The sequence below is a fragment of the Salinicoccus cyprini genome, assembly GCF_007713705.1.
Taxonomy (GTDB): Bacteria; Bacillota; Bacilli; order Staphylococcales; family Salinicoccaceae; genus Salinicoccus; species Salinicoccus cyprini.
Genome location: NZ_VMSJ01000005.1, coordinates 39,254 through 62,022, shown reverse-complemented (window position 1 = coordinate 62,022; position 22,769 = coordinate 39,254). Strand labels below are relative to the sequence as shown.

The 22,769-nt window shown below is 49.3% G+C and carries 27 protein-coding genes; 19 read left to right on the top strand and 8 right to left on the bottom strand.

Going from position 1 to position 22,769, the window contains the following annotated elements; translation table 11 throughout:
- Positions 1-124: 124 nt before the first annotated feature.
- The gene (locus FO441_RS10750; protein ID WP_145289885.1) at positions 125-2,020 is read right to left on the bottom strand and encodes a heavy metal translocating P-type ATPase; all 1,896 of its coding nucleotides are present in this window, start codon (positions 2,018-2,020) and stop codon (positions 125-127) included.
- 190 nt (positions 2,021-2,210) lie between these two features.
- On the opposite strand from FO441_RS10750, the gene FO441_RS10745 reads away from it, so the two are divergent.
- A complete protein-coding gene (locus FO441_RS10745) occupies positions 2,211-2,420 on the top strand; it encodes a heavy-metal-associated domain-containing protein (RefSeq protein WP_145289882.1) in 210 nt (69 codons plus the stop codon).
- Positions 2,421-2,593: 173 nt separating this feature from the next.
- Positions 2,594-3,403, top strand: a complete 810-nt coding sequence (locus tag FO441_RS10740; RefSeq protein ID WP_145289880.1) for a metallophosphoesterase — start codon at positions 2,594-2,596, stop codon at positions 3,401-3,403.
- 21 nt (positions 3,404-3,424) lie between these two features.
- On the opposite strand, the gene FO441_RS10735 is transcribed toward FO441_RS10740, so the two are convergent.
- Positions 3,425-3,697 carry a hypothetical protein gene (locus FO441_RS10735; RefSeq protein ID WP_145289877.1) on the bottom strand — a complete coding sequence of 91 codons (273 nt, stop codon included), beginning with the start codon at positions 3,695-3,697 and terminating at the stop codon, positions 3,425-3,427.
- A gap of 95 nt (positions 3,698-3,792) precedes the next feature.
- Complete coding sequence (locus FO441_RS10730; RefSeq protein WP_145289874.1) at positions 3,793-4,080, bottom strand: YerC/YecD family TrpR-related protein; 288 nt, start codon at positions 4,078-4,080, stop codon at positions 3,793-3,795.
- A 160-nt stretch (positions 4,081-4,240) separates the two neighbouring features.
- Here FO441_RS10730 and FO441_RS10725 point away from each other — a divergent pair, with 160 nt between their 5' ends.
- The 13 genes from FO441_RS10725 to FO441_RS10665 all read left to right on the top strand — a co-directional run bounded on the left by FO441_RS10725 (position 4,241) and on the right by FO441_RS10665 (position 14,428).
- Positions 4,241-5,044, top strand: a complete 804-nt coding sequence (locus FO441_RS10725) for an ATP phosphoribosyltransferase regulatory subunit (protein WP_145289871.1) — start codon at positions 4,241-4,243, stop codon at positions 5,042-5,044.
- Positions 5,041-5,646 (top strand): ATP phosphoribosyltransferase, encoded by a 606-nt coding sequence (hisG, locus tag FO441_RS10720; RefSeq protein ID WP_145289868.1) that lies wholly within the window; start codon positions 5,041-5,043, stop codon positions 5,644-5,646. The genes FO441_RS10725 and hisG overlap by 4 nt, the downstream gene beginning before the upstream one ends.
- Positions 5,643-6,875, top strand: coding sequence for a histidinol dehydrogenase (gene hisD, locus FO441_RS10715; RefSeq protein ID WP_145289865.1), 1,233 nt, complete (start codon positions 5,643-5,645; stop codon positions 6,873-6,875). The genes hisG and hisD overlap by 4 nt, the downstream gene beginning before the upstream one ends.
- A complete protein-coding gene (locus FO441_RS10710) occupies positions 6,838-7,911 on the top strand; it encodes a pyridoxal phosphate-dependent aminotransferase (RefSeq protein WP_246095128.1) in 1,074 nt (357 codons plus the stop codon). Before hisD ends, FO441_RS10710 begins: the two co-directional genes overlap by 38 nt.
- Positions 7,859-8,437 carry an imidazoleglycerol-phosphate dehydratase HisB gene (hisB, locus tag FO441_RS10705; protein ID WP_145289862.1) on the top strand — a complete coding sequence of 193 codons (579 nt, stop codon included), beginning with the start codon at positions 7,859-7,861 and terminating at the stop codon, positions 8,435-8,437. Before FO441_RS10710 ends, hisB begins: the two co-directional genes overlap by 53 nt.
- Positions 8,434-9,009, top strand: a complete 576-nt coding sequence (gene hisH, locus FO441_RS10700) for an imidazole glycerol phosphate synthase subunit HisH (RefSeq protein WP_145289860.1) — start codon at positions 8,434-8,436, stop codon at positions 9,007-9,009. The genes hisB and hisH overlap by 4 nt, the downstream gene beginning before the upstream one ends.
- Positions 9,010-9,711, top strand: coding sequence for a 1-(5-phosphoribosyl)-5-[(5-phosphoribosylamino)methylideneamino]imidazole-4-carboxamide isomerase (gene hisA, locus FO441_RS10695; RefSeq protein ID WP_145289857.1), 702 nt, complete (start codon positions 9,010-9,012; stop codon positions 9,709-9,711).
- Positions 9,708-10,472 carry an imidazole glycerol phosphate synthase subunit HisF gene (gene hisF, locus FO441_RS10690; protein ID WP_145289855.1) on the top strand — a complete coding sequence of 255 codons (765 nt, stop codon included), beginning with the start codon at positions 9,708-9,710 and terminating at the stop codon, positions 10,470-10,472. Before hisA ends, hisF begins: the two co-directional genes overlap by 4 nt.
- The gene (hisIE, locus tag FO441_RS10685) at positions 10,463-11,092 is read left to right on the top strand and encodes a bifunctional phosphoribosyl-AMP cyclohydrolase/phosphoribosyl-ATP diphosphatase HisIE (RefSeq protein WP_425473451.1); all 630 of its coding nucleotides are present in this window, start codon (positions 10,463-10,465) and stop codon (positions 11,090-11,092) included. The genes hisF and hisIE overlap by 10 nt, the downstream gene beginning before the upstream one ends.
- Positions 11,093-11,202: 110 nt before the next feature.
- Positions 11,203-11,550 carry a PadR family transcriptional regulator gene (locus tag FO441_RS10680; protein ID WP_246095126.1) on the top strand — a complete coding sequence of 116 codons (348 nt, stop codon included), beginning with the start codon at positions 11,203-11,205 and terminating at the stop codon, positions 11,548-11,550.
- Positions 11,522-12,367: a hypothetical protein gene (locus FO441_RS10675; protein ID WP_145289846.1), complete on the top strand. Its 846-nt coding sequence runs from the start codon at positions 11,522-11,524 to the stop codon at positions 12,365-12,367. The genes FO441_RS10680 and FO441_RS10675 overlap by 29 nt, the downstream gene beginning before the upstream one ends.
- 268 nt (positions 12,368-12,635) lie before the next feature.
- On the top strand, positions 12,636-13,964 hold the full coding sequence (locus FO441_RS10670) for a PepSY-associated TM helix domain-containing protein (RefSeq protein WP_145289843.1): 1,329 nt from the start codon (positions 12,636-12,638) through the stop codon (positions 13,962-13,964).
- Positions 13,964-14,428, top strand: a complete 465-nt coding sequence (locus FO441_RS10665) for a FixH family protein (protein WP_145289840.1) — start codon at positions 13,964-13,966, stop codon at positions 14,426-14,428. The genes FO441_RS10670 and FO441_RS10665 overlap by 1 nt, the downstream gene beginning before the upstream one ends.
- A 113-nt stretch (positions 14,429-14,541) precedes the next feature.
- Here the strand turns inward: FO441_RS10665 and FO441_RS10660 are convergent, their stop codons facing one another.
- The gene (locus FO441_RS10660) at positions 14,542-16,164 is read right to left on the bottom strand and encodes a MutS-related protein (protein ID WP_145289837.1); all 1,623 of its coding nucleotides are present in this window, start codon (positions 16,162-16,164) and stop codon (positions 14,542-14,544) included.
- Positions 16,165-16,391: 227 nt separating this feature from the next.
- On the opposite strand from FO441_RS10660, the gene FO441_RS10655 reads away from it, so the two are divergent.
- Genes FO441_RS10655 through FO441_RS10645 form a run of 3 tightly spaced genes read left to right on the top strand, consistent with a single transcriptional unit; the run spans position 16,392 to position 18,976 of the window.
- Complete coding sequence (locus FO441_RS10655; protein WP_145289834.1) at positions 16,392-17,234, top strand: ABC transporter ATP-binding protein; 843 nt, start codon at positions 16,392-16,394, stop codon at positions 17,232-17,234.
- Complete coding sequence (locus FO441_RS10650) at positions 17,167-17,946, top strand: ABC transporter permease (RefSeq protein ID WP_145289831.1); 780 nt, start codon at positions 17,167-17,169, stop codon at positions 17,944-17,946. The genes FO441_RS10655 and FO441_RS10650 overlap by 68 nt, the downstream gene beginning before the upstream one ends.
- A gap of 28 nt (positions 17,947-17,974) precedes the next feature.
- On the top strand, positions 17,975-18,976 hold the full coding sequence (locus FO441_RS10645; RefSeq protein ID WP_145289829.1) for an ABC transporter substrate-binding protein: 1,002 nt from the start codon (positions 17,975-17,977) through the stop codon (positions 18,974-18,976).
- A gap of 95 nt (positions 18,977-19,071) precedes the next feature.
- On the opposite strand, the gene FO441_RS10640 is transcribed toward FO441_RS10645, so the two are convergent.
- The gene (locus tag FO441_RS10640) at positions 19,072-19,830 is read right to left on the bottom strand and encodes a hypothetical protein (RefSeq protein WP_145289825.1); all 759 of its coding nucleotides are present in this window, start codon (positions 19,828-19,830) and stop codon (positions 19,072-19,074) included.
- Positions 19,820-20,158, bottom strand: coding sequence for a PadR family transcriptional regulator (locus tag FO441_RS10635; protein ID WP_145289822.1), 339 nt, complete (start codon positions 20,156-20,158; stop codon positions 19,820-19,822). The genes FO441_RS10640 and FO441_RS10635 overlap by 11 nt, the downstream gene beginning before the upstream one ends.
- A gap of 169 nt (positions 20,159-20,327) precedes the next feature.
- On the opposite strand from FO441_RS10635, the gene FO441_RS10630 reads away from it, so the two are divergent.
- Positions 20,328-21,239, top strand: a complete 912-nt coding sequence (locus FO441_RS10630) for an SDR family NAD(P)-dependent oxidoreductase (RefSeq protein WP_145289819.1) — start codon at positions 20,328-20,330, stop codon at positions 21,237-21,239.
- Positions 21,240-21,284: 45 nt separating this feature from the next.
- Here FO441_RS10630 and pdxT read toward each other — a convergent pair whose 3' ends face one another.
- Together pdxT and pdxS are read right to left on the bottom strand one after the other, a co-directional pair.
- The gene (pdxT, locus tag FO441_RS10625) at positions 21,285-21,866 is read right to left on the bottom strand and encodes a pyridoxal 5'-phosphate synthase glutaminase subunit PdxT (protein ID WP_145289816.1); all 582 of its coding nucleotides are present in this window, start codon (positions 21,864-21,866) and stop codon (positions 21,285-21,287) included.
- Entirely contained in the window at positions 21,866-22,750 is an 885-nt protein-coding gene (gene pdxS / locus FO441_RS10620; RefSeq protein ID WP_145289813.1) for a pyridoxal 5'-phosphate synthase lyase subunit PdxS, read from the bottom strand. The genes pdxT and pdxS overlap by 1 nt, the downstream gene beginning before the upstream one ends.
- Positions 22,751-22,769 lie beyond the last annotated feature (19 nt).

Below are 22,769 nucleotides of genomic sequence, written 5' to 3'. Positions count from 1 at the left end.
TTATCCCCCTCTATGCGTTGTTCTATATCTACTATTCTACTCAATTGCCAGTCCTAAATACCATTAACCCACTCGAAGACTTGATGTGAAAAGATGGATGTCTCGATCCTTCCTCTCTCCAAGATCATGTATGCAGCAATTTCATAGACTCTCTTGATTTTTTGGATGGTCGATTGAAACCCATCAGCCGCATAGCATTCAAGATGACAATGAGGACGCTCGCTTCGTGGATGAACATGCCGGACGCCAGATGGACCGAACCCATAAGCACACCGGTCAGCAGAATGGCGACGATGCCGACGGCAAAGGAGGTATTCTGTTTCATATTACGGAGTGTTGCTTTTGATAATGAATAGGCGTGGGAAAACTGCATCAGCCTATCGGCCATCAGGACGATATCTGCAGTTTCCATCGAGATGTCTGTACCGCCTTCACCCATCGCGAGACCGATATCCGCTGCAGCGATTGCTGGTGCGTCATTGATACCATCCCCTGCCATGGCCACTACATGCCCTTGTTCTTTCAATTGTTTTACGAAAGACACTTTGTCTTCCGGCAGCAGTTCGGCATGGAATTCATCTAATCCGAGGCTTGTGGCGACCCGTTCAGCTGTATGCTGGTTGTCACCAGTCAGCATGATGATTCTTTGGATGCCACTTTTTCTCATCTGAGCAAGTGCTGCCACCGCATCTTCACGAATCTCATCGGCAATCGAGAAGATGCCCGCCACCTCCTTGCCCACGGCTGCAAAGATTGCGGTATTCCCGGCCTTTTCTCGTTCTACCGCATAAGCTTCTACTTCCGCTGGGATGACGATATTTTTCGCTGCCATCAGGTTGCGGTTGCCGATTGTCAGAACACGCCTTTCCATGGCAGCTGTCAGTCCGTTGCCTTTGATGACCTCAACATGTTCAGGTTCCTGGTCGAGAGCCATCCCCAGATCTTGCGCTTCTTTGACAATCGTCTGTCCAAGAGGGTGTTCAGACACCATCTCCGCCTGCGCCACCCATTGAAGCAGTTCCTGCTCATTATAGGCATGAAATACTTTGATGTCTGTCACTGCCGGTTGTCCTCTGGTCAATGTACCCGTCTTGTCAAATACGAGCGTATCGACTTTCGAGAAGCGGTCCATCACTTCGCCGCCTTTGATCAGCACCCCATTCTTCGCACCATTGCCTATACCCGCCACACTGGAAACCGGTGCACCGATGATCAGCGCACCTGGACAAGCGATAACAAGGAAAGTGATTGCGAGATGCAGGTCTCTTGTCAGAATATACACCAGAATGGACAGCACAATTACTGCAGGTGTATAGATATCAGCGAATCTGTCCAGGAATTTTTCTGTTTTCGTTTTTGATTCCTGTGCTTCTTCCACAAGTTCAATAATTTTTGCGAATGTTGTATCATCCCCGACTTTTTCAGCGATCATTTCCATATAGCCGGTTTCCACAATCGTACTGCTGAATACGATATCCCCAGGTTTTTTGGACACCGGCACAGATTCGCCTGTGATGGCCGCTTCGTTCAGCGCAACCTGTCCAATGATAATTCTACCATCCACCGGCACTTTCCCACCGCTACGGACGATGACACGGTCGCCTTCGGCCACTAACCCCACCGGCACCATCAGACTGGTACCATTACGTAGTACGGTCGCCTCCTGTGGCGCCATATCCACCAGGTCTTTCAGGGAAGAACGGGTTTTTTCCAACGTACGTGCTTCCAGATGATCTCCAAACAGGAACAGGAACGTCACGACAGCCGACTCCACATATTCCCCGATGAAAAGCGCACCGATGACCGCAATCACAACCAGGACTTCAATGGTGAATGCTTTCATATGGATTGCCTGGTAGGCCTTCATGGCAATCGGCAGTCCTGCCATGACAGTCGCAATGATTAATGTGAACTTCCGCACGGCATCATGATCCGTGAAGTATAGAATAAATGCCAGGGCCAGCAGTAGTGCAGAAAGAAAAGTAATCGTCCTTTTATATTTATGAATGAAATGTGCCATTTCTGTTCATCTCCTCTTTTTCTGTGTATTTTTCTTACACTCTTATCATAGGTAATTTCAACGGAGAATAACTTGACCCCCATCAAGGATCAGAGTTTATTTTTTCCTTTTAAAAAAATTGATGGGCGTCAAGGAATGATATGAATGGACATTCTATACTTGAGATAGAAAAAATAAAGGAGAGATTGAAATGAACACAGTCAAATTCCAATTGGAGCCCCTCACCTGCCCTTCCTGCATCAAAAGAATCGAAGGCAAAGTAGGGAAAATGGAGGGTGTCGAAGAAGTGAAAGTCCTCTTCAGCTCCAACAAAGTAAAAGCCGGTTACGATAAAAATAAAGTAACACCGGATGAACTGAAGGCAGTCATCGAAAAACTTGGATATCCGGTAGTCTCTTAAAGTCAGCAATAGAACTCATAGCTGGTGTCAAAAATACGAGCCTCCTTGGTGTAGGAGGCTCGTATTTCCACTTTTAGGAAATATGCATGCTGGTTCTTTGAATCCACTTCAGTTGACTTCGACCCGTCATACCCATAAAATTTTTCAGTATATGAATACGATGGAGAGATAATATGAAAATAGGCATCATCGCCGATCTGCATATCGATCGGATCAGGACGGAATATACAATAGAAGACTTCAGGCAGGTCCTGTCCCGTGAAATTCTCGGGCGAAACATCGACCTGCTGCTCATTGCCGGTGATATCTCCAATGACTACCGGACCACTTCTGATTTTATCCAGTCTCTGATGGAATCGACAGATATCGATATCCGTTTTGTTCCAGGCAACCACGACTACTGGCAGCCGGAAGGTATTTCAAGCACGGAAGTGTACCGGTTCTACAAGGAACATCCCCAATGCCTCATCGAGTCTCCGCTCATCCTGGACGATGACTGGGCGATTGTCGGCCATAGCGGCTGGTATGACTACTCCTATGCCGATCCGCGCTTCACCCTGGAGAAGCTTGCAAGCGGTAAGTTCTACGGCGGTACATGGCAGGATAAGGTCAGAATCGACTGGCCGGTCGATGATCCGGAACTCTCCCGCACCTTTGCCGAATCGGTACAGAAGGACCTCGAGACGGTCAAAGACCGCAACGTCATACTGATGACCCATGTCGTGACCCATCACAGATTCACCGTGCCCACACCCCACAGACTGTTCGACTTCTACAATGCCTTCATCGGTACATCCGATTTCGACACCTTCTATAAGGACTACCCCATCCGCTACAGCATCATGGGACACGTCCATTTCCGCCATCAGTTTGAAGAAGACGGCATCCGGTATATCTGTCCGTGCCTCGGCTATCAGCGGGAGTGGCGGACGGATGACCTGACTGCAGAAGTCAGAAACACGTTCAGAGTGGTTGAAATATGATATTCACTGTATCAGAATGTGCTATCCCTTCTTTGAAAACAACCGGAGGATGAAATAATAGGTCACTGTAAGAGCGATGAATGTAAAAATGACAGGCATTATATTGCTGATTCCAAACGTCATATTGAAGGCATCTGGAGACGTCGGTATACCTTCGAAGAATATCGCCCCGAAATATCCGGTACGACGATCAATTTCTGCACTCGAAAATAGCAGTATCAGAAAGCTGACTGTCAAAACAGCGAGAGTTGTCACCAGCGAAGCAGCAGCACTGTTGATGATTCGTCTTCCCAATCCCAACACCCCATTCCTTTTTTAATATCATACCCATTTTAGATAATTCCGTTAATTTTTACTGAAAAAAATGACTTTGACCAGGTCAAAGTCATTCATTCCATCCGGTCGATGATTGTGTGGTAGCCTTCGCTGCCATAGTCGAGACACCGCTTTACGCGGGAGACTGTCGCACTCGAAGCGCCCGTTTCCTCCTGCACTTTTGAATACGTGTATCCTTCCTTCATCATCTTGGCCACCTGGAAACGCTGCTTCAATGAAACGAGTTCGTTCGTCGTACATAAATCGTCGAAAAAGTGGTAGCATTCCTCAACCGATTCAAGCTTCAGTATCCCCTCGAACAGATCATCCAGCTCTTTGCCCCTCAGTTTATCTATCTGCATATACTTCCCTCCATTAATACGATTATCATAACAAATCACTTTAGCGTTTTAAAGTATTAAACAAAATTGCATCAAACATCTTGTCATTGTCAGTTTATTTTGCTATCATCAAACTTATTGATTATTCTTTATCACGCTAAAGTATTAAAGGAGATTCCACATGAAAAATGAACTGATCATCCGACGACTGAAATTTGCACAGGATTATACACAGCTGCTTGCTGATGAGAACTATCAGCTGGTCGATATGAATATGGTGGAACCGTTCAATATCGACGACAAGCGGCATCATTCTTCAACCATCATCTTCGAGAAGAATGAACAGCTCTTCTCCATCCGCAGCGACTGGACGCGCTCGCTTTTGAACTACAATGAAAACTATACACTCGACGACCGCTTCTTCGGCTACTTCGGACCGGTGGTAAGGGACTATAAAACTTTCTATCAGGCAGGTGTCGAACTGTATCGTCCCTCCAACGAAGAGATTCTTTCAGGCATCGATATGCACCTGTCGTTCATCACGGAAAGATATGACGAAACATTCCAGTCCATCGTTGTGAACGACGATACGCTGCTTGATCTGTATATCGAAAAATATGCGCTCGATGCTGACATCCGTACGCTCGTCCACGAGAAAAACCTGTCGGAAATAAAAAAACGGCTTGGTGGCACGCATTCCCTCTACACCCTGCTATCGGCCAAGGTGAGCGACCAGATCGACCTGGTGAATGCGGAATTCGGCGACAGTGATATCATGCGTTTCATGGAGGAACTGAAGCAGCTGCTCGCGAAATACGATATGAAATTCATCCTCGACCTGTCGTTCCGTTCGCCCCAGTCCTACTACAACGGCTTCTATTTCCAGGCGTTCCTGAACCACGACTATCCATTGCTCAGTGGCGGGGAATACAACAGCAGCGCCTTCGGCATTGCAGTGAATCTATCTAATGGGGGATTGCTATGATTACAGTGGCATTGACAAAAGGGCGCCTTTTCAAGGACTTCCTGAAATATATGAATGAGAACGGCCTGACCGTCTATAACGAGGCGCTGGAGGAAGAGACACGGTCGCTATATACTGTTGTCGATAACGTCAAATTCATCTTCGCCAAAGGACCGGATGTACCGACCTATGTCGAAAGCGGCGTAGCGGATCTCGGCATTGTCGGTTCGGACATCATCGCCGAGGATGCTTTCAATATCCTAAATGTCTCCCAGCTGCCGTTCGGCGAATGCCACTTCTCGGTGGCTGCACTGCCCGAGCAGCAGGAATTCAAGGTCATTGCGACGAAGTATATGAACATCGCCCACACCCACTTCAAAAATAAAAGGCAGGACGTCTCCCTGATCCATCTGAACGGTTCGGTGGAACTCGCACCTCTGCTCGGTCTGTCCGACGGCATCGTCGATATCGTCCAGACAGGCAGTACGCTCCGCGACAATGGACTCGTCGAACATGAGAAGATCATGGAGATCCACGCCAGGCTGATTGCCAACAAGCGGACGTTCTATACGAAAGAGGACGAAATCTATGACTTCATCAAGGAAATCGGGGTGATCGAATGAATGTCGCAGAATTCAAATCGACTTTCGGTGTGGAGCGCGGCTCTGCCGGTTTCGATGACTATAAAGGTGTGATGGAGATCATAGAGCAGGTCCGGACGGATGGTGACCGGGCACTCCATGACTATACTGAGCAGTTCGACAATCAGACACTGGATACCTTCAAAGTGGACAAGGCAGCACTGAAGGAGAGCTATGACGCCATTTCCGATGAGGAGCGGGAAGCACTCCAGACCATCAAGCAACGCATTGAGCAGTATCAGGAAAGCATCAAGTATACAGATATGGATAACGGCGAGTTCCAGTACGTCTACCACCCGATCGAGAAAGTCGGCGTCTACGTACCCGGTGGTACAGCGCTCTACCCTTCAAGTGTACTGATGACCGTTGTGCCGGCACTTGCGGCAGGCGTCAAGGAGATCCACGTCGTTACACCGACGTTCGAAGAAAACAACATCACCTTCGCCGCTCTCTACATCTGCGGCGTCGAGAATGTCTATACGGTCGGCGGCGCGCAGGCGATTGCGGCACTTGCCTACGGTACAGAGACGATTCCTAAAGTCGACAAGATCGTCGGCCCAGGCAACTATTACGTGGCACTCGCAAAAAGACTGCTGTTCGGTGAAGTCGGCATCGACATGATAGCCGGACCGAGTGAGATTCTGATCTATGTCGATGAGAGCGTCCACATCGACGCCATCGTCTATGATCTGTTTGCACAGGCCGAGCATGACGTGAACGCACGGACATTTCTGATCAGTGAGGACGAAACGGTCATTAGAACCATAGAAGACCGTCTCAAGCAGCTGATGGATGATCAGCCACGCAGTGACATCATCAAAGGTTCCATAAAAAACAACCACTACGCCGTCGTCGATTCCCAGGAAGCATTGATCGGCATGATCAACCATATCGCACCGGAGCACGTCTCCATCCAGCATCGTGATGCAGATCGAATCATCCGCAATATCAGATACGCGGGTGCTGTCTTCAACGGGTACTATTCACCGGAAGCCATCGGCGACTATGCAGCCGGCCCCTCCCACGTACTGCCGACCGATAAGACCGGACGGTTCAGCCATGGACTGAACGTCAATGACTTCCTGACGAGCCATGCGGTGATTTCACTTGAAAAAAGCACCTACAGCGAAATCGCGGGGCCAGCAAAGACCATCGCCAGACGCGAGCAGCTGGATGCCCACTACCAATCCCTACACATTCGAACGGAGTGATGACATGATCCATATGGACCGCAATACGAGCCCGATCTCCCCGCTTGGTGACGACGCCATCGCCGAAGTCATCAAGGCGACAAAAATCTACGAATATCCGGGAGACGAAATAAATCAATTTAAACAGCTGTATGCCGGCTACTATGATATCGACCCAGGCGCCATTGAAGTGGCCAATGGATCCGACGAATGGATCCAGAAAGCCATCATGACACTCGGTCGGAATGGCGTCATGACACTTGATCCAGATTTCGTCATGTATCATGAGTACGCCAATCAGGTGGATGTGCCCGTTCATACTATTTCATGTGATTCAGACTTCAAATTCGATTTCGATATGGTCATTGAAGAAATAAAAATACACGAGCCGTCTTTATTTTTGATATCCGTGCCGCATAACCCGACCGGGCGCATGTTCAGGGCGGAAGAACTCCAGGCACTGGCCGATGCCATGCAAAGGGTAGGCGGTTATCTCGTACTCGATGAAGCCTACTTCGAATTCGGTCCGGCATATACACGACCGGAAGGTAAGCATGTACTGATCATCCGGACGCTCAGCAAGATGTTCGGTGTGGCGGGACTCAGGATCGGCATTGCGATTGCCAAAGGTGAGACATTTGATAAAATCACCCGTCTCAACCACCCTTATCCGGTCAACTCACTATCATTGAATCTGGCCAGCAAGGTCTTCAGTGATCGAACAGCACTTGACCAATTTGTCCGCTACCAGCTCGATTCGAAAAAGCAGCTATCCGAGTCACTCCGATACGCATGTGATAAAATAAACATCATCGAATCCAGCACGAACTTCATCCTGACCTATGGCGACAATGCCCGTGATCTTGCCGACTATCTCATAGGGCATGGGTACCAGCCGAGAATATACAACAAGGCACCGCTTGAGAATGCCGTCAGATATTCAATCATCGGAAGCGAACACTACGAACGTTTCAACCAACTAATCAAGGAATGGAGCAATCAGTATGATAAAGAAGGAACGCGTGACAAAGGAAACAAAAATATCCATAGCACTTGATGAAGGCAAATCACCCGACGATTCCACCCTCTCGACCGGAGTCGGCTTCTTCGATCATATGCTGACACTGCTGAGCTTCCACTCCGGCCTCCATCTCAGTGTTGAAGCAGACGGTGACCTTGAAGTGGATGATCACCACACTGTCGAGGATGTCGGCATCATTCTCGGTCAGATGATCCGGGAACTCTATGTGGAAAAATCATCCTACCAGCGCTACGGCACGACCTATATACCGATGGATGAATCTCTGGCACGTGTGGTACTCGATCTCTCCGGCCGTCCGCACCTCAATTTCCAGGCACACTTCTCGAAAGAGAAGGTCGGCATGTTCGATACGGAACTGGTCATGGAGTTCTTCAATGCAGTGAGCATGAACAGCCGGATGACACTGCATATCGATCTGCTCAAAGGTGGTAACACGCACCACGAGATCGAGGCCATCTTCAAGGCATTTGCGAGAAGCCTGAAGGACGCACTTGCACCGAGTGATGCAGGCATCCCTTCTTCAAAGGGTGTCATCGAATGATCGGTATCATAGACTATTCCCTAGGAAATATACAGAACATAAAAAATGCACTCGAGAAGCTAGAATATGAATATATCCTTTCAAGCAAATATGAAGACCTGAAAAATTGCGACGCCATTCTGCTGCCGGGGGTCGGCCATTTCGGCAATGCCATGGAAACCATCGATCGCCTCGGCATCAGGGAAGATCTGCTGGCACTGGCTGAAACGAAGCGCTTCATCGGCATCTGTCTTGGCATGCAGCTGCTTTTTGAAGAGAGTGAAGAAGGCGATGCAAAAGGCCTCGGCCTGCTGTCAGGAAAAATCACTCGAATGGAAACACCGTATCCCGTGCCACACCTCGGATGGAATACACTCAGTAGCCAGAGCCCTGTGCTGGACGGCAAGGATGTCTACTTTGTACACAGCTTCATGGCTGAAAATACAGACTCCGTCATCGCCACAGCAGAATATGGCGTGACCGTACCGGCGGTCGTCAAAAAAGACAATATCATCGGCATCCAGTTCCACCCGGAAAAATCCGGAGACATCGGTGTGGACATGCTGAAGCAGGCCATCGAAGGAGGACTATAGATGAACATCATCCCAGCAATCGATATCATCGACGGTCAGAACGTCCGTCTGACACAAGGCGACTATGACAAGAAGACATCGATGAAGCGTACACCAGAGGAGGCCATCGCCTTCTACAGCAGTTTCGAGCAGGTTTCCCGCATCCATATCGTCGACCTGATGGGTGCACTGAAGCAGAATGCCCAGGAGTCGACAGTCATACAGGAACTGAAGACCAGAACTGCCCTTCCCCTCCAGATCGGTGGTGGACTGAGAAATACCGAAACGCTCGAAAAATATGACGCCATCGGCATCGACTATTTCATTCTCGGCACCCGAGCCATCACGGAACTTGAATGGCTCGGTTCTGTCGTTGCAAAATACCCGGGCCGCATATTTGTGGGTGTCGACGCCAGAGAGAATGATATCTACATCAACGGCTGGACAGAGAATAGTGGCATCACCATCGACGACTATATCCGACAGATTGAAGACCTTGATATCGCCGGCATCATCTATACTGATATCAACAAGGATGGCATGAACCAGGGGCCAAACTTCGACAATACAAAGCGGATCAGCGAGCTCACCCGGCATCCGGTCATTGCGAGCGGCGGTGTCAGAAACAAGACGGATCTCGATCAGCTCGAATCGATGGGTATTACTCAAGCGATCGTCGGCAAGGCGAGCCACAATGATGACTTCTGGAGGGATATCAGATGATCAAGAAACGTATCATCCCCTGCCTCGATGTTAAAGAAGGCCGTGTCGTCAAAGGAGTCAACTTCGTCGGACTGAGAGATGTCGGCGATCCGGTGGAGCTCGCAAAAAGATATAACGCAGAAGGCGCAGATGAACTCGTCTTCCTCGATATCTCCAAAACTCAGAATGGGCACGACCTGATGATCGATGTCATCCGTGCCACCGCGAAAACACTATTCATCCCCCTGACGATCGGTGGTGGCATCTCGACAGTCGATGACATCCGGCAGCTGCTGAACGCCGGTGCGGACAAAGTCAGCATCAACTCCGCAGCCATCAGAAATTCGCAGCTGATCCGTGAGGCGAGCGAAGTATTCGGCAGCCAGTGCATATGCGTCGCAATCGATGTGAAGTATGACCCGGAGGAAAAGGACTACTTCGTCCACACCCACGGTGGTTCGAAAAAGACCGATATCCGGGCTTTTGAATGGATTGCACAGTGTGCATCACTTGGTGCCGGGGAATTCCTGATCACCAGCATGGATCATGACGGCGTCAAGCAGGGCTTCGACATCGAATTCCTCGAGCGTGCAAACAGAATGGTGGATATTCCAATCATCGCAAGCGGCGGTGCCGGGGAAGCCGACCATTTCACCGAACTGTTCCAGAAAACCGGTGTATCCGCCGGTCTCGCGGCATCCATCTTTCACAACAAGGAAGTAGAAATAAAGGATCTTAAGACAGATCTCCATCAATCAGGAATCGAGGTGAGATTCATATGAAACCGGATTTTGACAAAGGCAATGGACTTCTTTCCGTCATCCTGCAGGACGACAGTACCGGCCAGGTGCTGATGAACGGCTTCATGAATGAAGCCGCCTACGAGAAGACCGTCGAAGAGAATGTCGTGTGGTTCTATTCCCGCTCCAAGGAGCGTCTCTGGAAGAAGGGTGAGACGAGCGGACATATCCAGGTCGTCAGGAGCATGGCCCTCGACTGCGACGCTGATGCACTGCTCATCCAGGTCGATCCAAAAGGGCCGACATGCCACCTCGGCACACAGAGTTGCTTCGGCGATGATCACTTCAGTCTGCAGACACTCAGCCGGATTGTCGAACGTAAAGTCGACAATCCTGAGGAAGGCTCCTACACCAAGTATCTCACTGAAGAAGGCATCGACAAGATCCTCAAGAAATGCGGCGAGGAGATGACGGAAGTCGTTATTGCTGCCAAGAACAACGACAGCCAGGAACTTATAAATGAGACGAGCGATCTCTTCTATCACATGCTCGTCCTTTTGAAGCACCAGGGTGTTTCATTGAAAGAAGTGGAAGAAAACTTGGAATCCCGGCATGGGCAGACCCTGTCCTACAAGGTACGCGGAGATATTGAAGAATGGTAGTACAACCAGCTGGATATGATTCCAGCTGTTCTTTTTTTAGCTACCTTGCTTTACAAGCTACAGGATATGTTCTATACTGGCGCTAAGTTGTTAAACAAGGATGTGGGATTTTGAAGTCGCAAATGCTGAAAGGCATTCTCGAAGGATGCATATTGAAACTGATTGAGAAAGAGACACTCTATGGCTATGACATCATTTTCCGGCTTAAGGAATTCAATTTGAGCATGGTCAGCGAAGGCAGCATCTATCCCCTACTCCACAAGCTGCAGAAGGCCGGATATATTACCGGCAGGCGTGTCAAATCTGCAGAAGGGCCAATGCGGAAGTATTATAAGATCACCGAGGCAGGCAAAGAGTACCTCGAAGAATTTGAGCTCCATTGGCAGGAACTGGACGATGCAGTCAATCAGATATTTGAGGAGGATCCCAATGACTATCCCGCTCGAAAGAGAATATAGACATATGCTATCGACACTCGATGAGCCAGATCGGCTGCATTTCCAAGAGCTTGAAGGTGTACTTGATGCCCATTATGTGGATGCAGCCGAAAAGTGGGATATCCTCCACGAAATGATGACGCACTTCTATGAAACAGAGCACACATCCTTCACCGAAATGTTCGGAAGTGATCCGAAGTCCTATGCGCTCGATCTGGCTTCAAGCACAGGCAGATCACCCGGCGGTTTCTGGCGTGACTACAAACTCATGCTCGGCTACTATACATTCATCTACTTTCTATGCGTCATCATTGTCGGCCGCCTGGCCTTTTCATGGCTCCTGATTGCCGTGCCTTTCCTGGTTCTCCTCATGGTCCCGCTGATGAATAGAAGCATCAAGCAGCAAGCGTTCAGAGGACCTGCCAAACAGACAGTGACCACCATCCTGTTCATTGTTCTTTTTGCAGGCACGAAACTCTACATCATATTCTCATTGCATGACCGTTTCGACCAGTTCTTCCTGTTCAACCATGAAAGCAGCATATTTACCATTCTCAGAGTGATGATCATGATCGCAGTCATCTTTGTCGGTATCAAAATCTTTCAATACTCAAAGGGCCTGTTCCAGAAAGCATTTGCCAGTGTGCTTATACTCTATGCGATAAATTCGATACTACAGACCTTGGAAGTCATATGGCCGGGGCATACAATCTTCAATGAGATTATCGATATCGCTACCATCGTGACGGTCATTGCATTTGCCATCCATGAGCTTAAAAATGAAAACAGGTTCTGGAACCGTAAAAATATCGACAGTGATGCAAGCAGAATACAATGACGATCCATTACAGCGAACGACCAGTGAACCTCTGGTCCGTTCGCTTTTTATTTTCTCTTGAACGTACTGTGACTGATCCATTCTGCCAGATCTGTCGTATATGTAATAACTAATCCGGATAATGCCAACCCTTTGAATTGGATGGAATTTTGTCGCCTTTATTACATTTTCGCCTTAACCCTATTTCTTAAGCATGCTATCATATATAATTTGACGTATTGAGGAGGAAATGAATTGAAAAAAAACGCAAAGGAAACGCTATGCTGCCATATGGCGTTGGCATTTTTATGCAGGCATCATCATTACGCCGATACTGCTCCTTCTTGCCATTACCGGCTCAGTCTATCTCTTCAAATATGACATAGAAGCCGCTTTATATAAAGATTATTATCAGGTGGAGGCCACGGGAGAGCGTCTGGCGCCTGAAGAACAAGTAAATATTGCACAGAATGAAATAGAAGGCAGTGTCACCCGCTACCGCCCAGGTGAAGATCCCGAGCGCTCTGCTGAGGTCGCCATCGCAACCGAGGACGGAACTTCCTATACAGTCTTCGTCGATCCGTATGAGGGGACAGTTCTCGGTATACTGAATGATGACAGGCGCATCATGGATATCATTGAAAAGGTCCATGGTGAGCTGATGGCCGGTACGGTAGGTGACAGGATCGTCGAACTCGCTGCCTGCTGGACGATCATCATGATCATCACGGGACTCTATCTCTGGTTTCCAAGAAAAGCGAAGGATATCAGCGGCATACTGCTCCCCCGTCTGAAGCAGGGCAGGAAGATCATGATCCGCGACCTTCATGCTGTCACTGGATTCTGGTGGTCCGGCGGTCTGCTCCTCTTCCTTCTGACCGGCATGCTCTGGACCGGACTGTGGGGCAATAGTGTGCAGAATATCACCACCATGAGTGGTGCCGGCTATCCACCGTCCATCTGGATCGGACCCGCACCGGAATCCGGTGTGAAAACCGAAGAGATTGCAGATGTCTCGTGGGCAGCAGAAGATCTGCCAGCACCGAGGTCTGAAAATCTTTCCGGCCGCCTTCCAGTCTCCATCAACGATATTGTCGCCAGTGCTGAGGAAATGGGTGTCCATCCTACATATGATATCTTCTATCCAAGTGGTGAGACAGGGGTGTTCACACTGTCGACCTTCCCGAACCAGGCTCAGGATGAGGCCACTGTCCATATTGACCAGTATTCCGGAGTCACCCTTGCAGACTACCGCTTCCAGGACTACGGCTTCATCGGAAAAGTCATGGCACTCGGCATCACCACCCATAAAGGACTCCAGTTCGGGCTGATCAACCAGCTGTTCGGCCTTGTCATATGTCTCGGCCTCATCAGCATGATCATCACCGGCTTCTGGATGTGGCTCAAAAGAAAACCGCAGGGCAATACCGGTGCACCTGCCTCCGACAGGCTGATCCATCATAAAGTACCTTTCATCATTCTGATTGTATTGGCAATATTCTTCCCGCTTGTCGGAATTTCATTGATTGCAGTGTTCCTTTTCGATCTGCTTATCGTACAAAGAGTACCGATGCTCAGAAAATGGCTGAATGTCAAAGAGAAACGGAGGACTGATTGATGTATAGGCTACTGTTCGCCATCTTCGCAACAGCCCTGCTGACCGCCTGCGGCAGTGTAAGCAGTGAAACCCATGAGAAGTATACCGATATTCCTGAAATATCAGTGACAATGGATGCACGTGGCATTCCGGATGCAGCAGAAGACCAGCCACTCTTCATCGAGGTCAATAAAGACGGGAAAAACGTTGATACTGCAGACGTCAGTGTGGAAGTATGGAATGCAGCGGAAGACCCTTCGACCAGCACGACATATTCTGCCACACGTAGAGAAGACGGAATATACGTTGCACCCATTGATATAGAGATGACCGGCCTCTATCTTGCAAAGGCGCATGTATCGACCGGCGAAATAAAAGCCACACCACTCCAGTATTTCATGGTCGGCCACCTTAGCGCCAATGAATTCGATCTGCTCGAAGAACTTGTACCCGGAGAGAACAATGCTGTTGGAGGCCACCACTAGCATAAATCATATATAAAGAAGAAGGTTTTTCACTTGCCCTGTCGAGGTGCAGCGAAAAACCTTTTTTTATTCCATATTAACTGATGATTGCATCGAATTCGTTTTCCCAATATCTATTGACTGATCACCTTGCGCTTCGCTTCCTGATAGACTGCATCCGGAAAATCGTAGAGTCTGAGCAGTTCGATGGCGTTGGAGGTCGAAGCGACACCTTCCCGCAGCTTGTAGTCGAAGTAGATGTCATCACCTTCGAGATGTTCCCTGAAGTGGTAGAAGGTATACTGGTCTCGAAGAAGATGGGTCAGTTCCATATCATGGGTTGCCGCAATGACGAAAACGTCTGCTCTTTCATTCAGATAGCGCAGTACCGTTTCTGCTGCAGCGACTCTCTCCACAGTATTGGTCCCCTTGAAAATCTCATCGATGATGCAGTAGACATTGCCGCTGAGGTGCTCCACTTCCTCCATGATCCGCTTCAGTGATTTTATTTCGCTGATGAAGTAGCTGTCCCCTTCGATGACGCTATCCGTAATATCCATCGAGGAAATGACTTTGCCCGGCTTGTACTTGAAAACCGTGCTCGTCGATGTGTTGAGACCGTTGCTTATGATGACGTTGAGACCGAGTGTCTTCATGAAGGTCGATTTGCCGGCAGCATTCGATCCTGTCAGCAGAATGTCGTTATCATATTCCAGATCGTTTTCCACCGGATCTGCGAGCAGAGGATGATAGAGATCATCCGTGCTAATGTGCGCCGCTTCCGCTGCTTCCGGCACAGTATAGTAGGGCAGCGTCACCCGCCAAAGTGCCACACTGTAGTTCACGTCCAGTTCGGCCAGATAGCGCCAGCTTTCCCCATATAACGTGTGGTTCCTGCTCAGTGACCTGATGATCTGGTGGTACAGATGATAGTCCAGAAGGAACGCGGATTTCAGTCCAATGAACAGCTGGAGCCCGATGTTCATTTCACCCGCGCTTTCATCTGTCACAGATAGCGGGCTGATGAATGACAGCCGCTTCAGCCCTTCGCGGTTGTATTCAGGATTGAGCTTCCCTGCTGCAATGATGATATTGATGGCGTGGAAGATATCCGGATAGTCGAATCCTGTCGAGGCCTTGTGTTTTTGCGATATGGAGAGATTGACGCCGAGCCCTCCAAGTACTGTCGCAATTGCCAGTAGTGGATGGATGAAGAACAGGAATACGCCGATGATCGGCAGCAGAGACAGCAGTATGAACAATGGGTTATATTCCATTCTTGGTCTGAATTCATACATGAACTTGCTTGTGTCCGAGTTCCTCGATTTGCCCAGTTTCGCAAGCGCATATGAAATCCGCTCCCGATATGAACGGTCATCCGTTATCCTCTCGATCAGATCTTCGTCAATGACGCTGCTTTCGGTCGCATTCCTGAGCGAGGCATACAGCAGTTCATCACCGATCGTCGTAAATGTAAAGTTGATCTTCGGCAGCAGTTGGCCGACGTCGAGATCGCTCCAAGTCTGGTCATCCACAACATTTCTATCCTCCGCATCTTCATTTTCCATGATATTGACGAAATAGTTATGGTAATGAACATAGGGATTGTTGTTGTCGGATAAAGCCTGCTTCCTATCCCAAAGTGTTTTGATGTCACGCTTCACTTTATACTTTTCGTAGATGGTCATGCCTGCAGATAGCAGAAAAGTCAGTGCAACGACAGTCAGAATCAAATATAGCGTTTGAATAAAAATCACCCGTTCCAGTAGATTATGTATACATCCACATTATACAGAAGTTGGAAGGTTCAATCTTTCGGAAACCATCATGAATCACAAAATAACTTTCACTTTTCCCCGACTATAAGCACCCACCCCCAATAACCAGCATTTTATTAATTCCTACTTATGTACTTGTAATTAATTTTCCTCTCATATATAATTCTTATCATATAACTATGAATTAAAAGGAGGGCAGTTATGCAATGAAAGTGGATCTGAATAAAGTGAACAAGTCATATACCAAAGGAAAAAACGATTCGCTCCATGTACTCGAGGACATCGACTTCAGTATTAAAGAAGGAGAATTCGTATCTTTGCTCGGTCCCTCCGGATGCGGCAAGTCGACCATCCTGAAGCTGATTGCAGGACTGAGCCATCCGACATCAGGTGACCTCAAGGTCAATGGTACACCTGTTGAAGGGCCCGGCACCGATCGTGTCGTTGTATTCCAGGAAGGCGGCCTCTTCCCATGGATGACCGTGCTGGAGAATGTTACATATGGTCTTAAAATCAAAAAGATGAAGCGGGTCGAAGCAGAAGAGAAGGCAATGGAAGGTCTACGGATGGTCCATCTGGCCAACTTCACCAATGCCTATCCTCATGAACTTTCAGGTGGCATGAAGCAGCGTGTGGCGATTGCCCGGGCCCTTGTCATGGACCCGGACGTCCTGCTGATGGATGAACCTTTCGCTGCTCTGGACGAGCAGACCCGCCTGATACTCCATCAGGAGCTTCAGGATATCTGGCAGAAGACAGGCAAGACGATCCTGTTCATCACCCACAATATCCGGGAAGCATTGACGCTATCCGACCGGGTGCTCCTGATGAGCACGCGACCGGGCACGATCAAGCAGACATTCAATGTCCAGGCTTCAAGACCACGCAATCCTTCCGACAGTATCATCGTCGATCTGGAGAAGCGTGTAATGGCTGAACTGGAAGAAGAGATGAATAAAGTACTGAAGGAGGAATTTGGCGATGACTACCGTTATAAGACGGATTCTGTTCGTGACCGTGATAATAGCGATATGGGAAGTCATATCTAAACTGCAGCTTTTTCCGACTTTCATGTTTCCGCCCCTGATCATCCCCAATGATCCGGGGGGTGTCACCGTAATGAAGACACTGGTTGATGGCATAATATCCGGTCAGATACTGGAAGCGACCGGCATCACTCTCGGGCGCCTTCTTATCGGATTTTTCATTGCTGTCGTACTCGGACTGACGTTCGGGTTTCTCATTGCCCGTTATAAATGGGTCGATGATACACTGGGATTCTTCGTTACTGCGCTGCAGTCCATACCCAGTATCGTATGGTTCCCTCTCGCAATCGTCTGGTTCGGCCTCGGCAATGTCGCCATACTGTTCATCGTGGCCATCGGGGCGACATGGACGATGACCGTCAACTCGAGTGCCGGATTCAAAAATGTGCCGAGCATCTATATCGATGCCGCACGGACGCTCGGAGCTTCAGGTCCCCACCTGCTCAGAACCGTCATCATACCCGCTTCAGTGCCGCACATCATATCGGGACTGCGCGTCGCCTGGGCATTTGCATGGCGTGCCATCATGGCCGGTGAGCTGCTCGGCGCTTCAGGCGGCCTCGGGTATCTGCTCGACCTCGGACGGTCCATCCAGGCCATGGATCTCGTCCTCTCCATCATGATCGTCATCGGCATCATCGGAACCATCATCGACAGCCAAGTATTCCTGAGAATGGAGCGCTCCGTCGCAAGACGATGGGGCCTCAGAACGTAAATCCAATACGAGAGGATAGATCAATCTTATGAAAAAAATAATGGCGCCACTTGCTGCCCTGCTGCTTGTACTTATTGCAGGATGCGGCGGCGAAAACAGCAGTGCCGAAAATGGCGCTGAACAGGTACGCATCGCTTATTTCCCGAACTTTACACATATCGCGACAATCGTTGCATTGGAACAGGGTTACTTTGAAGAGGCATTCGGAGAAGATATCACTATCGAAACCATGACTTTCCCGAACGGCAGTGCCTTCATGGAAGCATTGTCCACTGATGAATTCGATATCGGTACCGTCGGTCCGACACCTGCTACAACGACGTATCAGCGCAACTCGGGGCATGAAATCATTGCCGGTGCTGTAAACGGAGGAGCCGTCCTGGCTACAGCAGAAGGTTCAGGTATCGAAAGTGTTGAAGACCTTGATGGCAAAAGTGTCGCTGTACCGACCATCGGCTCCACACAGGACATCATGCTCAGAAAAGAACTGCAGGAAGTCGGATTGAACATCGAGGATGCCGGCGGCACAGTGAGCCTCGTACCGCAGGCACCTGCAGATACATCCACCCTCTTCCTGCAGGGGGATGTTGATGCAGCAGCCACACAGGAGCCTTGGGGCGTCTTCCTGGAAAATCAGGCCGATGCATCCATCCTGCTTGATGAAGAAGAATTCGCCTGGGGTACCGACCTGACTACGACAGTCGTAGCAGCAAACAATGCATTCACAGACAACAACCCGGAACTTACACAGGACTATTTGAGCGCACACCTCCAGGCGATTGAATTCATCGAAAACAACAATGAAGAAGCCGTACAGATCTTCGTTGATCATATCGAGGAGATTACAGGCAATACACTCGACTATGATGAAACACTCGAAGCCAGCAACCGACTGAACCCGGCATATGAAATCAATGAGGATGTACTTCAGGAGATGGCCACAATCAGTATGGAAGCAGGATATATTCCATCTGATGATATCGAGGGTCTCGTAAACAGAGAATTTCTGGATGCGGTCTTGGAAGAATAGAAATGGGAAGGAGGCAGCATGCCAGACGGTATGCTGCCTCCTCGTTTATTGCCAGAATTATCATTTGCCGATAGGCTATTCATGACTCACTTTTCTTACCTTCCTTTTTTTCCCGTATATAACAGGATGCTCATGATGACGATGGAGCAGACGAACAGCGAGATGCTTGAAATGATCAGGTAGTTCTCGCTCGTCGGCGAAGCGCCATCAGTTACGAACCTTGCGATGAGTTCGGGTGCAGACAGCAGAATCGGCAGTAGTGCAAAGAACCAACGTCTCATGATCAGGGTGACGGCGACTACAATGATGAGCAGTGACAATCCGATGATGAAATTCAAGTTCGGGCTGCCTTCATAGATGACGAATCCCGGATGGGCACGGATCAGGAACTGTCCACCGACCATTCCGGCAAATATGATGATGCCGTATAGAATCGAATAGATATATGTTTTTTTACTGTCCCCAAACTTCAGAATCATCTCTTTCATGACATAGAGCGATCCATAGCCCAGGAACAGAATGACGAGCAGATAATATATGATCATCGAAGTGGATAGCTCGAACTGTCCGCTGATCAGCCTTGGTATGGTGAACAGGCCGAACAGGTAGATGATGAGCTGTGTCCCTTTCTGCTTCAGTCCAGGCTCCAGTGACAGCTCTTCCGATATCGACCGGATATATGACTTCACTGAGCCGCCTGTAACACTGTCGACGCTTTTGCCATGTGCTTCCGCTTCAGTCAGATGATCACGCAATTCCTCCTCCATCTCTTCAATGTCATCGCTGCTTTTGCCCCGGGCCATCAGCTCCACTCTCAGATCCAGCAGAAATTTCTCCGACTTCCTACTCAGCATTTTCAACACTCCTCATCAGATTATTCATTCCTTTATTAAGATAGGTCCATCTGCTTCGAAAAATCTCCAGTTCATGAAGACCACTTTCAGTAATGGAATAGTACTTTCTCTTCGGGCCTCCCGTATCCGATTTCTTCGTCTGCGTACTGACATAGCCTTTCCTGCTCAGCCTCAGCAGCACCGGATATATGCTGCCATCGCTGATTTCCGGAAAATCCTTCTCCTTCAGTTTTTCGAGAATTTCATAGCCATACGTCTCACCCTGGGCAATCAGCCCCAGTATGGCACCATCCAGCAAACCTTTCATCATCTGGTTCGATACCGACATAAACTTCCTCCAATCAACTATCTTATAATGTAATATAGTCCATCATAAGGCAGTTGTCAACTATCTTACATAAAAAGATAGTTCGCTGTTCTTTTCATGGAGACATGAGTAATTTCCAGCATTAAGGGAAAAGACAGATGGAGACTGAATATAAACGGGGGAATCCAATATGAGCAGCAATCGTGAAGGACTGACAGTCGTCATTGCCGGCGCATCCAGTGGGTTTGGCAAGGAAACCGCAAAGCAGCTTGCTGAAGAGGGCGCCAATGTGGTCATCGGTGCCCGCCGTACCAGACTGATCGAGGAGCTTGCAGACCAGCTCGGTGCATCTGTCATACCTGTAACAATGGATATCAGCAAGGAAGCGGATGTTAAAAAGCTGTATGATACTGCCTTGGACAATTTCGGAAAGATTGACGTGTGGATCAATATGGCCGGCATCGGCCTGATCGGCAACTATACTGAAATACCCGTTGAGGACATGAAGCGCATGCTCGACATCAATGTGCTCGGAACGATGATCGGCAGCCAGTATGCACTGAAGCATTTCAGGCAGCAGAAGAAAGGCACCATCATCAATCTCGGCTCGGTAGCCGCCCAGGTGCCGTTCCCATACTATACAGCCTACAGCGCAAGCAAATACGCCGTGTCATCCCTGAGCTATGCACTGCAGCGGGAAATGGAAGTGGATGGCTATGAGGACATCCACGTCTGCACCGTCCACCCCTGGGCAACGGATACACCATGGTTCGACCATTCGGCCAACTATTCCGGTCACCGCGCCCAGATGAAGCCGATGGACAAGCCGGAAAGTGTCGTCAAAGCGATCATCGGACTGATAGACGAACCTGAGGAAAGCGTGGAAGTCGGCATCAAGACAAAAGGCACCGGCATCTCTGAAAGCCTGCTGCCGGGACTGACCGAGAAATTCAATGCCAATTATGTGAAGAGTGTCATCGAAGATGCACCGGAAGCACCATATACGTCAGGCAGCCTGCATGAACCGATGGAAAGCGGCACTGAAACCTCAGCCGGTATGAAAACTCGGATGAAAGCGGATAAGAAATATAATAACGACTGATACGAAAAACTGCCAGACCTCGTTTTAGGTCTGGCAGCTTTATTTCTAGACAGTCATTTCCTTTGAAATGTTCTCTTTTACCATATCCATGAAATACTGATGGAACACGAGTGAATCCGTCAGCTCCGGATGGAAGGAGATGCCGAGGTGGCGGTCGGAGCCCACAGCAACGATCTTGCCTTCCGCTTCCGAAAGTACTTGTACACCCTCTCCGGCCAAAGCGATATGCGGCGCCCTGATGAATACGGCGAGTGCACGTTCTTCCACGCCCTCGACCGTAAGCTCAGCTTCGAAGCTGTCGACCTGTCTGCCGAAGGAATTCCTCTCTACCGCTATGTCCAGTTTGCCGAGATGCTTCGTCTCTTCACCGACGACCTCACGAGCGAGCAGGATGACGCCGGCGCATGTGCCGAACATCGGCAGTGTGCTCGATCTGAGAACTTCTGTGAAACCGTAGCGGTCCATCAGCCTTCTGATGGCTGTCGATTCCCCACCAGGCAGGATGAGCCCATCAATCTCGGACAGCATCTCCACTTTTTTGACAAGCACCGCTTCCTCACCGCACGCTTCGACCATCCGCTGGTGCTCCCTGAATGCACCCTGTAATGCGAGTATGCCGATTTTCATTACCAGCCACGCTCCTGCATCCTGTCTTCCAGTGACAGCTGGCTGATTTCGAGGCCTTTCATCGCTGTACCGAGCTCCTTGGCGAGCTTGCCGATCAGTTCATAGTCCTGGTAGTGTGTTGTCGCCTCGACGATGGCTTTCGCAAATTTCTCCGGGTTATCGGACTTGAAGACGCCGGATCCGACGAAGACACCATCTGCACCGAGTTCCATCATCAGTGCCGCGTCCTGCGGTGTTGCGACGCCTCCTGCTGCGAAGTTGACGACCGGCAGCTTGCCGAGGGCCTTGATCTCTTTCAGAATCTCATAAGGCGCACCGTGGTTCTTCGCTTCAGTCATCAGCTCGTCATCGCTCATCACAGCAATCTGACGCACCTGCTGATTAACCATTCTCATATGTCTGACCGCTTCAACAATATTGCCGGTACCGGGCTCCCCTTTTGTTCTGAGCATGGAGGCACCTTCTGCGATACGTCGGGCTGCTTCTCCGATATTACGGCAACCGCATACGAACGGCACTGTGTAGTCGTCCTTCTTGAGGTGGAATACTTCATCGGCAGGCGTCAGCACTTCCGACTCGTCTATGTAGTCGACACCCATTGCTTCAAGTACTCTTGCTTCCGTAATATGTCCGATCCTGCATTTTGCCATGACCGGGATGGATACGGCATTCATTACGTCTTCCACAATCCTCGGGTCACATGCCCTTGCCACACCACCGGCTGCCCGGATGTCGGACGGGACGCGCTCAAGTGCCATGACTGCGACTGCACCGGCTGCTTCAGCCACACGCGCCTGCTCCGCATTGACAACGTCCATGATGACACCGCCCTTCTGCATTTCGGCCATTCCTCTTTTGACTCTCTCTGTACCTGTCTGCTGCATTCAAAACGACTCCTTTATT

Coding starts and splice junctions, on each gene's coding strand:
- FO441_RS10750 (WP_145289885.1), bottom strand. CDS start 2,020: ATGGCACATTTCATTCATAAATATAAAAGGACGATTACTTTTCTTTCT.
- FO441_RS10745 (WP_145289882.1), top strand. CDS start 2,211: ATGAACACAGTCAAATTCCAATTGGAGCCCCTCACCTGCCCTTCCTGC.
- FO441_RS10740 (WP_145289880.1), top strand. CDS start 2,594: ATGAAAATAGGCATCATCGCCGATCTGCATATCGATCGGATCAGGACG.
- FO441_RS10730 (WP_145289874.1), bottom strand. CDS start 4,080: ATGCAGATAGATAAACTGAGGGGCAAAGAGCTGGATGATCTGTTCGAG.
- FO441_RS10725 (WP_145289871.1), top strand. CDS start 4,241: ATGAAAAATGAACTGATCATCCGACGACTGAAATTTGCACAGGATTAT.
- hisG (WP_145289868.1), top strand. CDS start 5,041: ATGATTACAGTGGCATTGACAAAAGGGCGCCTTTTCAAGGACTTCCTG.
- hisD (WP_145289865.1), top strand. CDS start 5,643: ATGAATGTCGCAGAATTCAAATCGACTTTCGGTGTGGAGCGCGGCTCT.
- FO441_RS10710 (WP_246095128.1), top strand. CDS start 6,838: ATGCCCACTACCAATCCCTACACATTCGAACGGAGTGATGACATGATC.
- hisB (WP_145289862.1), top strand. CDS start 7,859: ATGATAAAGAAGGAACGCGTGACAAAGGAAACAAAAATATCCATAGCA.
- hisH (WP_145289860.1), top strand. CDS start 8,434: ATGATCGGTATCATAGACTATTCCCTAGGAAATATACAGAACATAAAA.
- hisA (WP_145289857.1), top strand. CDS start 9,010: ATGAACATCATCCCAGCAATCGATATCATCGACGGTCAGAACGTCCGT.
- hisF (WP_145289855.1), top strand. CDS start 9,708: ATGATCAAGAAACGTATCATCCCCTGCCTCGATGTTAAAGAAGGCCGT.
- FO441_RS10675 (WP_145289846.1), top strand. CDS start 11,522: ATGACTATCCCGCTCGAAAGAGAATATAGACATATGCTATCGACACTC.
- FO441_RS10665 (WP_145289840.1), top strand. CDS start 13,964: ATGTATAGGCTACTGTTCGCCATCTTCGCAACAGCCCTGCTGACCGCC.
- FO441_RS10655 (WP_145289834.1), top strand. CDS start 16,392: ATGAAAGTGGATCTGAATAAAGTGAACAAGTCATATACCAAAGGAAAA.
- FO441_RS10650 (WP_145289831.1), top strand. CDS start 17,167: ATGACTACCGTTATAAGACGGATTCTGTTCGTGACCGTGATAATAGCG.
- FO441_RS10645 (WP_145289829.1), top strand. CDS start 17,975: ATGAAAAAAATAATGGCGCCACTTGCTGCCCTGCTGCTTGTACTTATT.
- FO441_RS10640 (WP_145289825.1), bottom strand. CDS start 19,830: ATGCTGAGTAGGAAGTCGGAGAAATTTCTGCTGGATCTGAGAGTGGAG.
- FO441_RS10635 (WP_145289822.1), bottom strand. CDS start 20,158: ATGTCGGTATCGAACCAGATGATGAAAGGTTTGCTGGATGGTGCCATA.
- FO441_RS10630 (WP_145289819.1), top strand. CDS start 20,328: ATGAGCAGCAATCGTGAAGGACTGACAGTCGTCATTGCCGGCGCATCC.
- pdxT (WP_145289816.1), bottom strand. CDS start 21,866: ATGAAAATCGGCATACTCGCATTACAGGGTGCATTCAGGGAGCACCAG.
- pdxS (WP_145289813.1), bottom strand. CDS start 22,750: ATGCAGCAGACAGGTACAGAGAGAGTCAAAAGAGGAATGGCCGAAATG.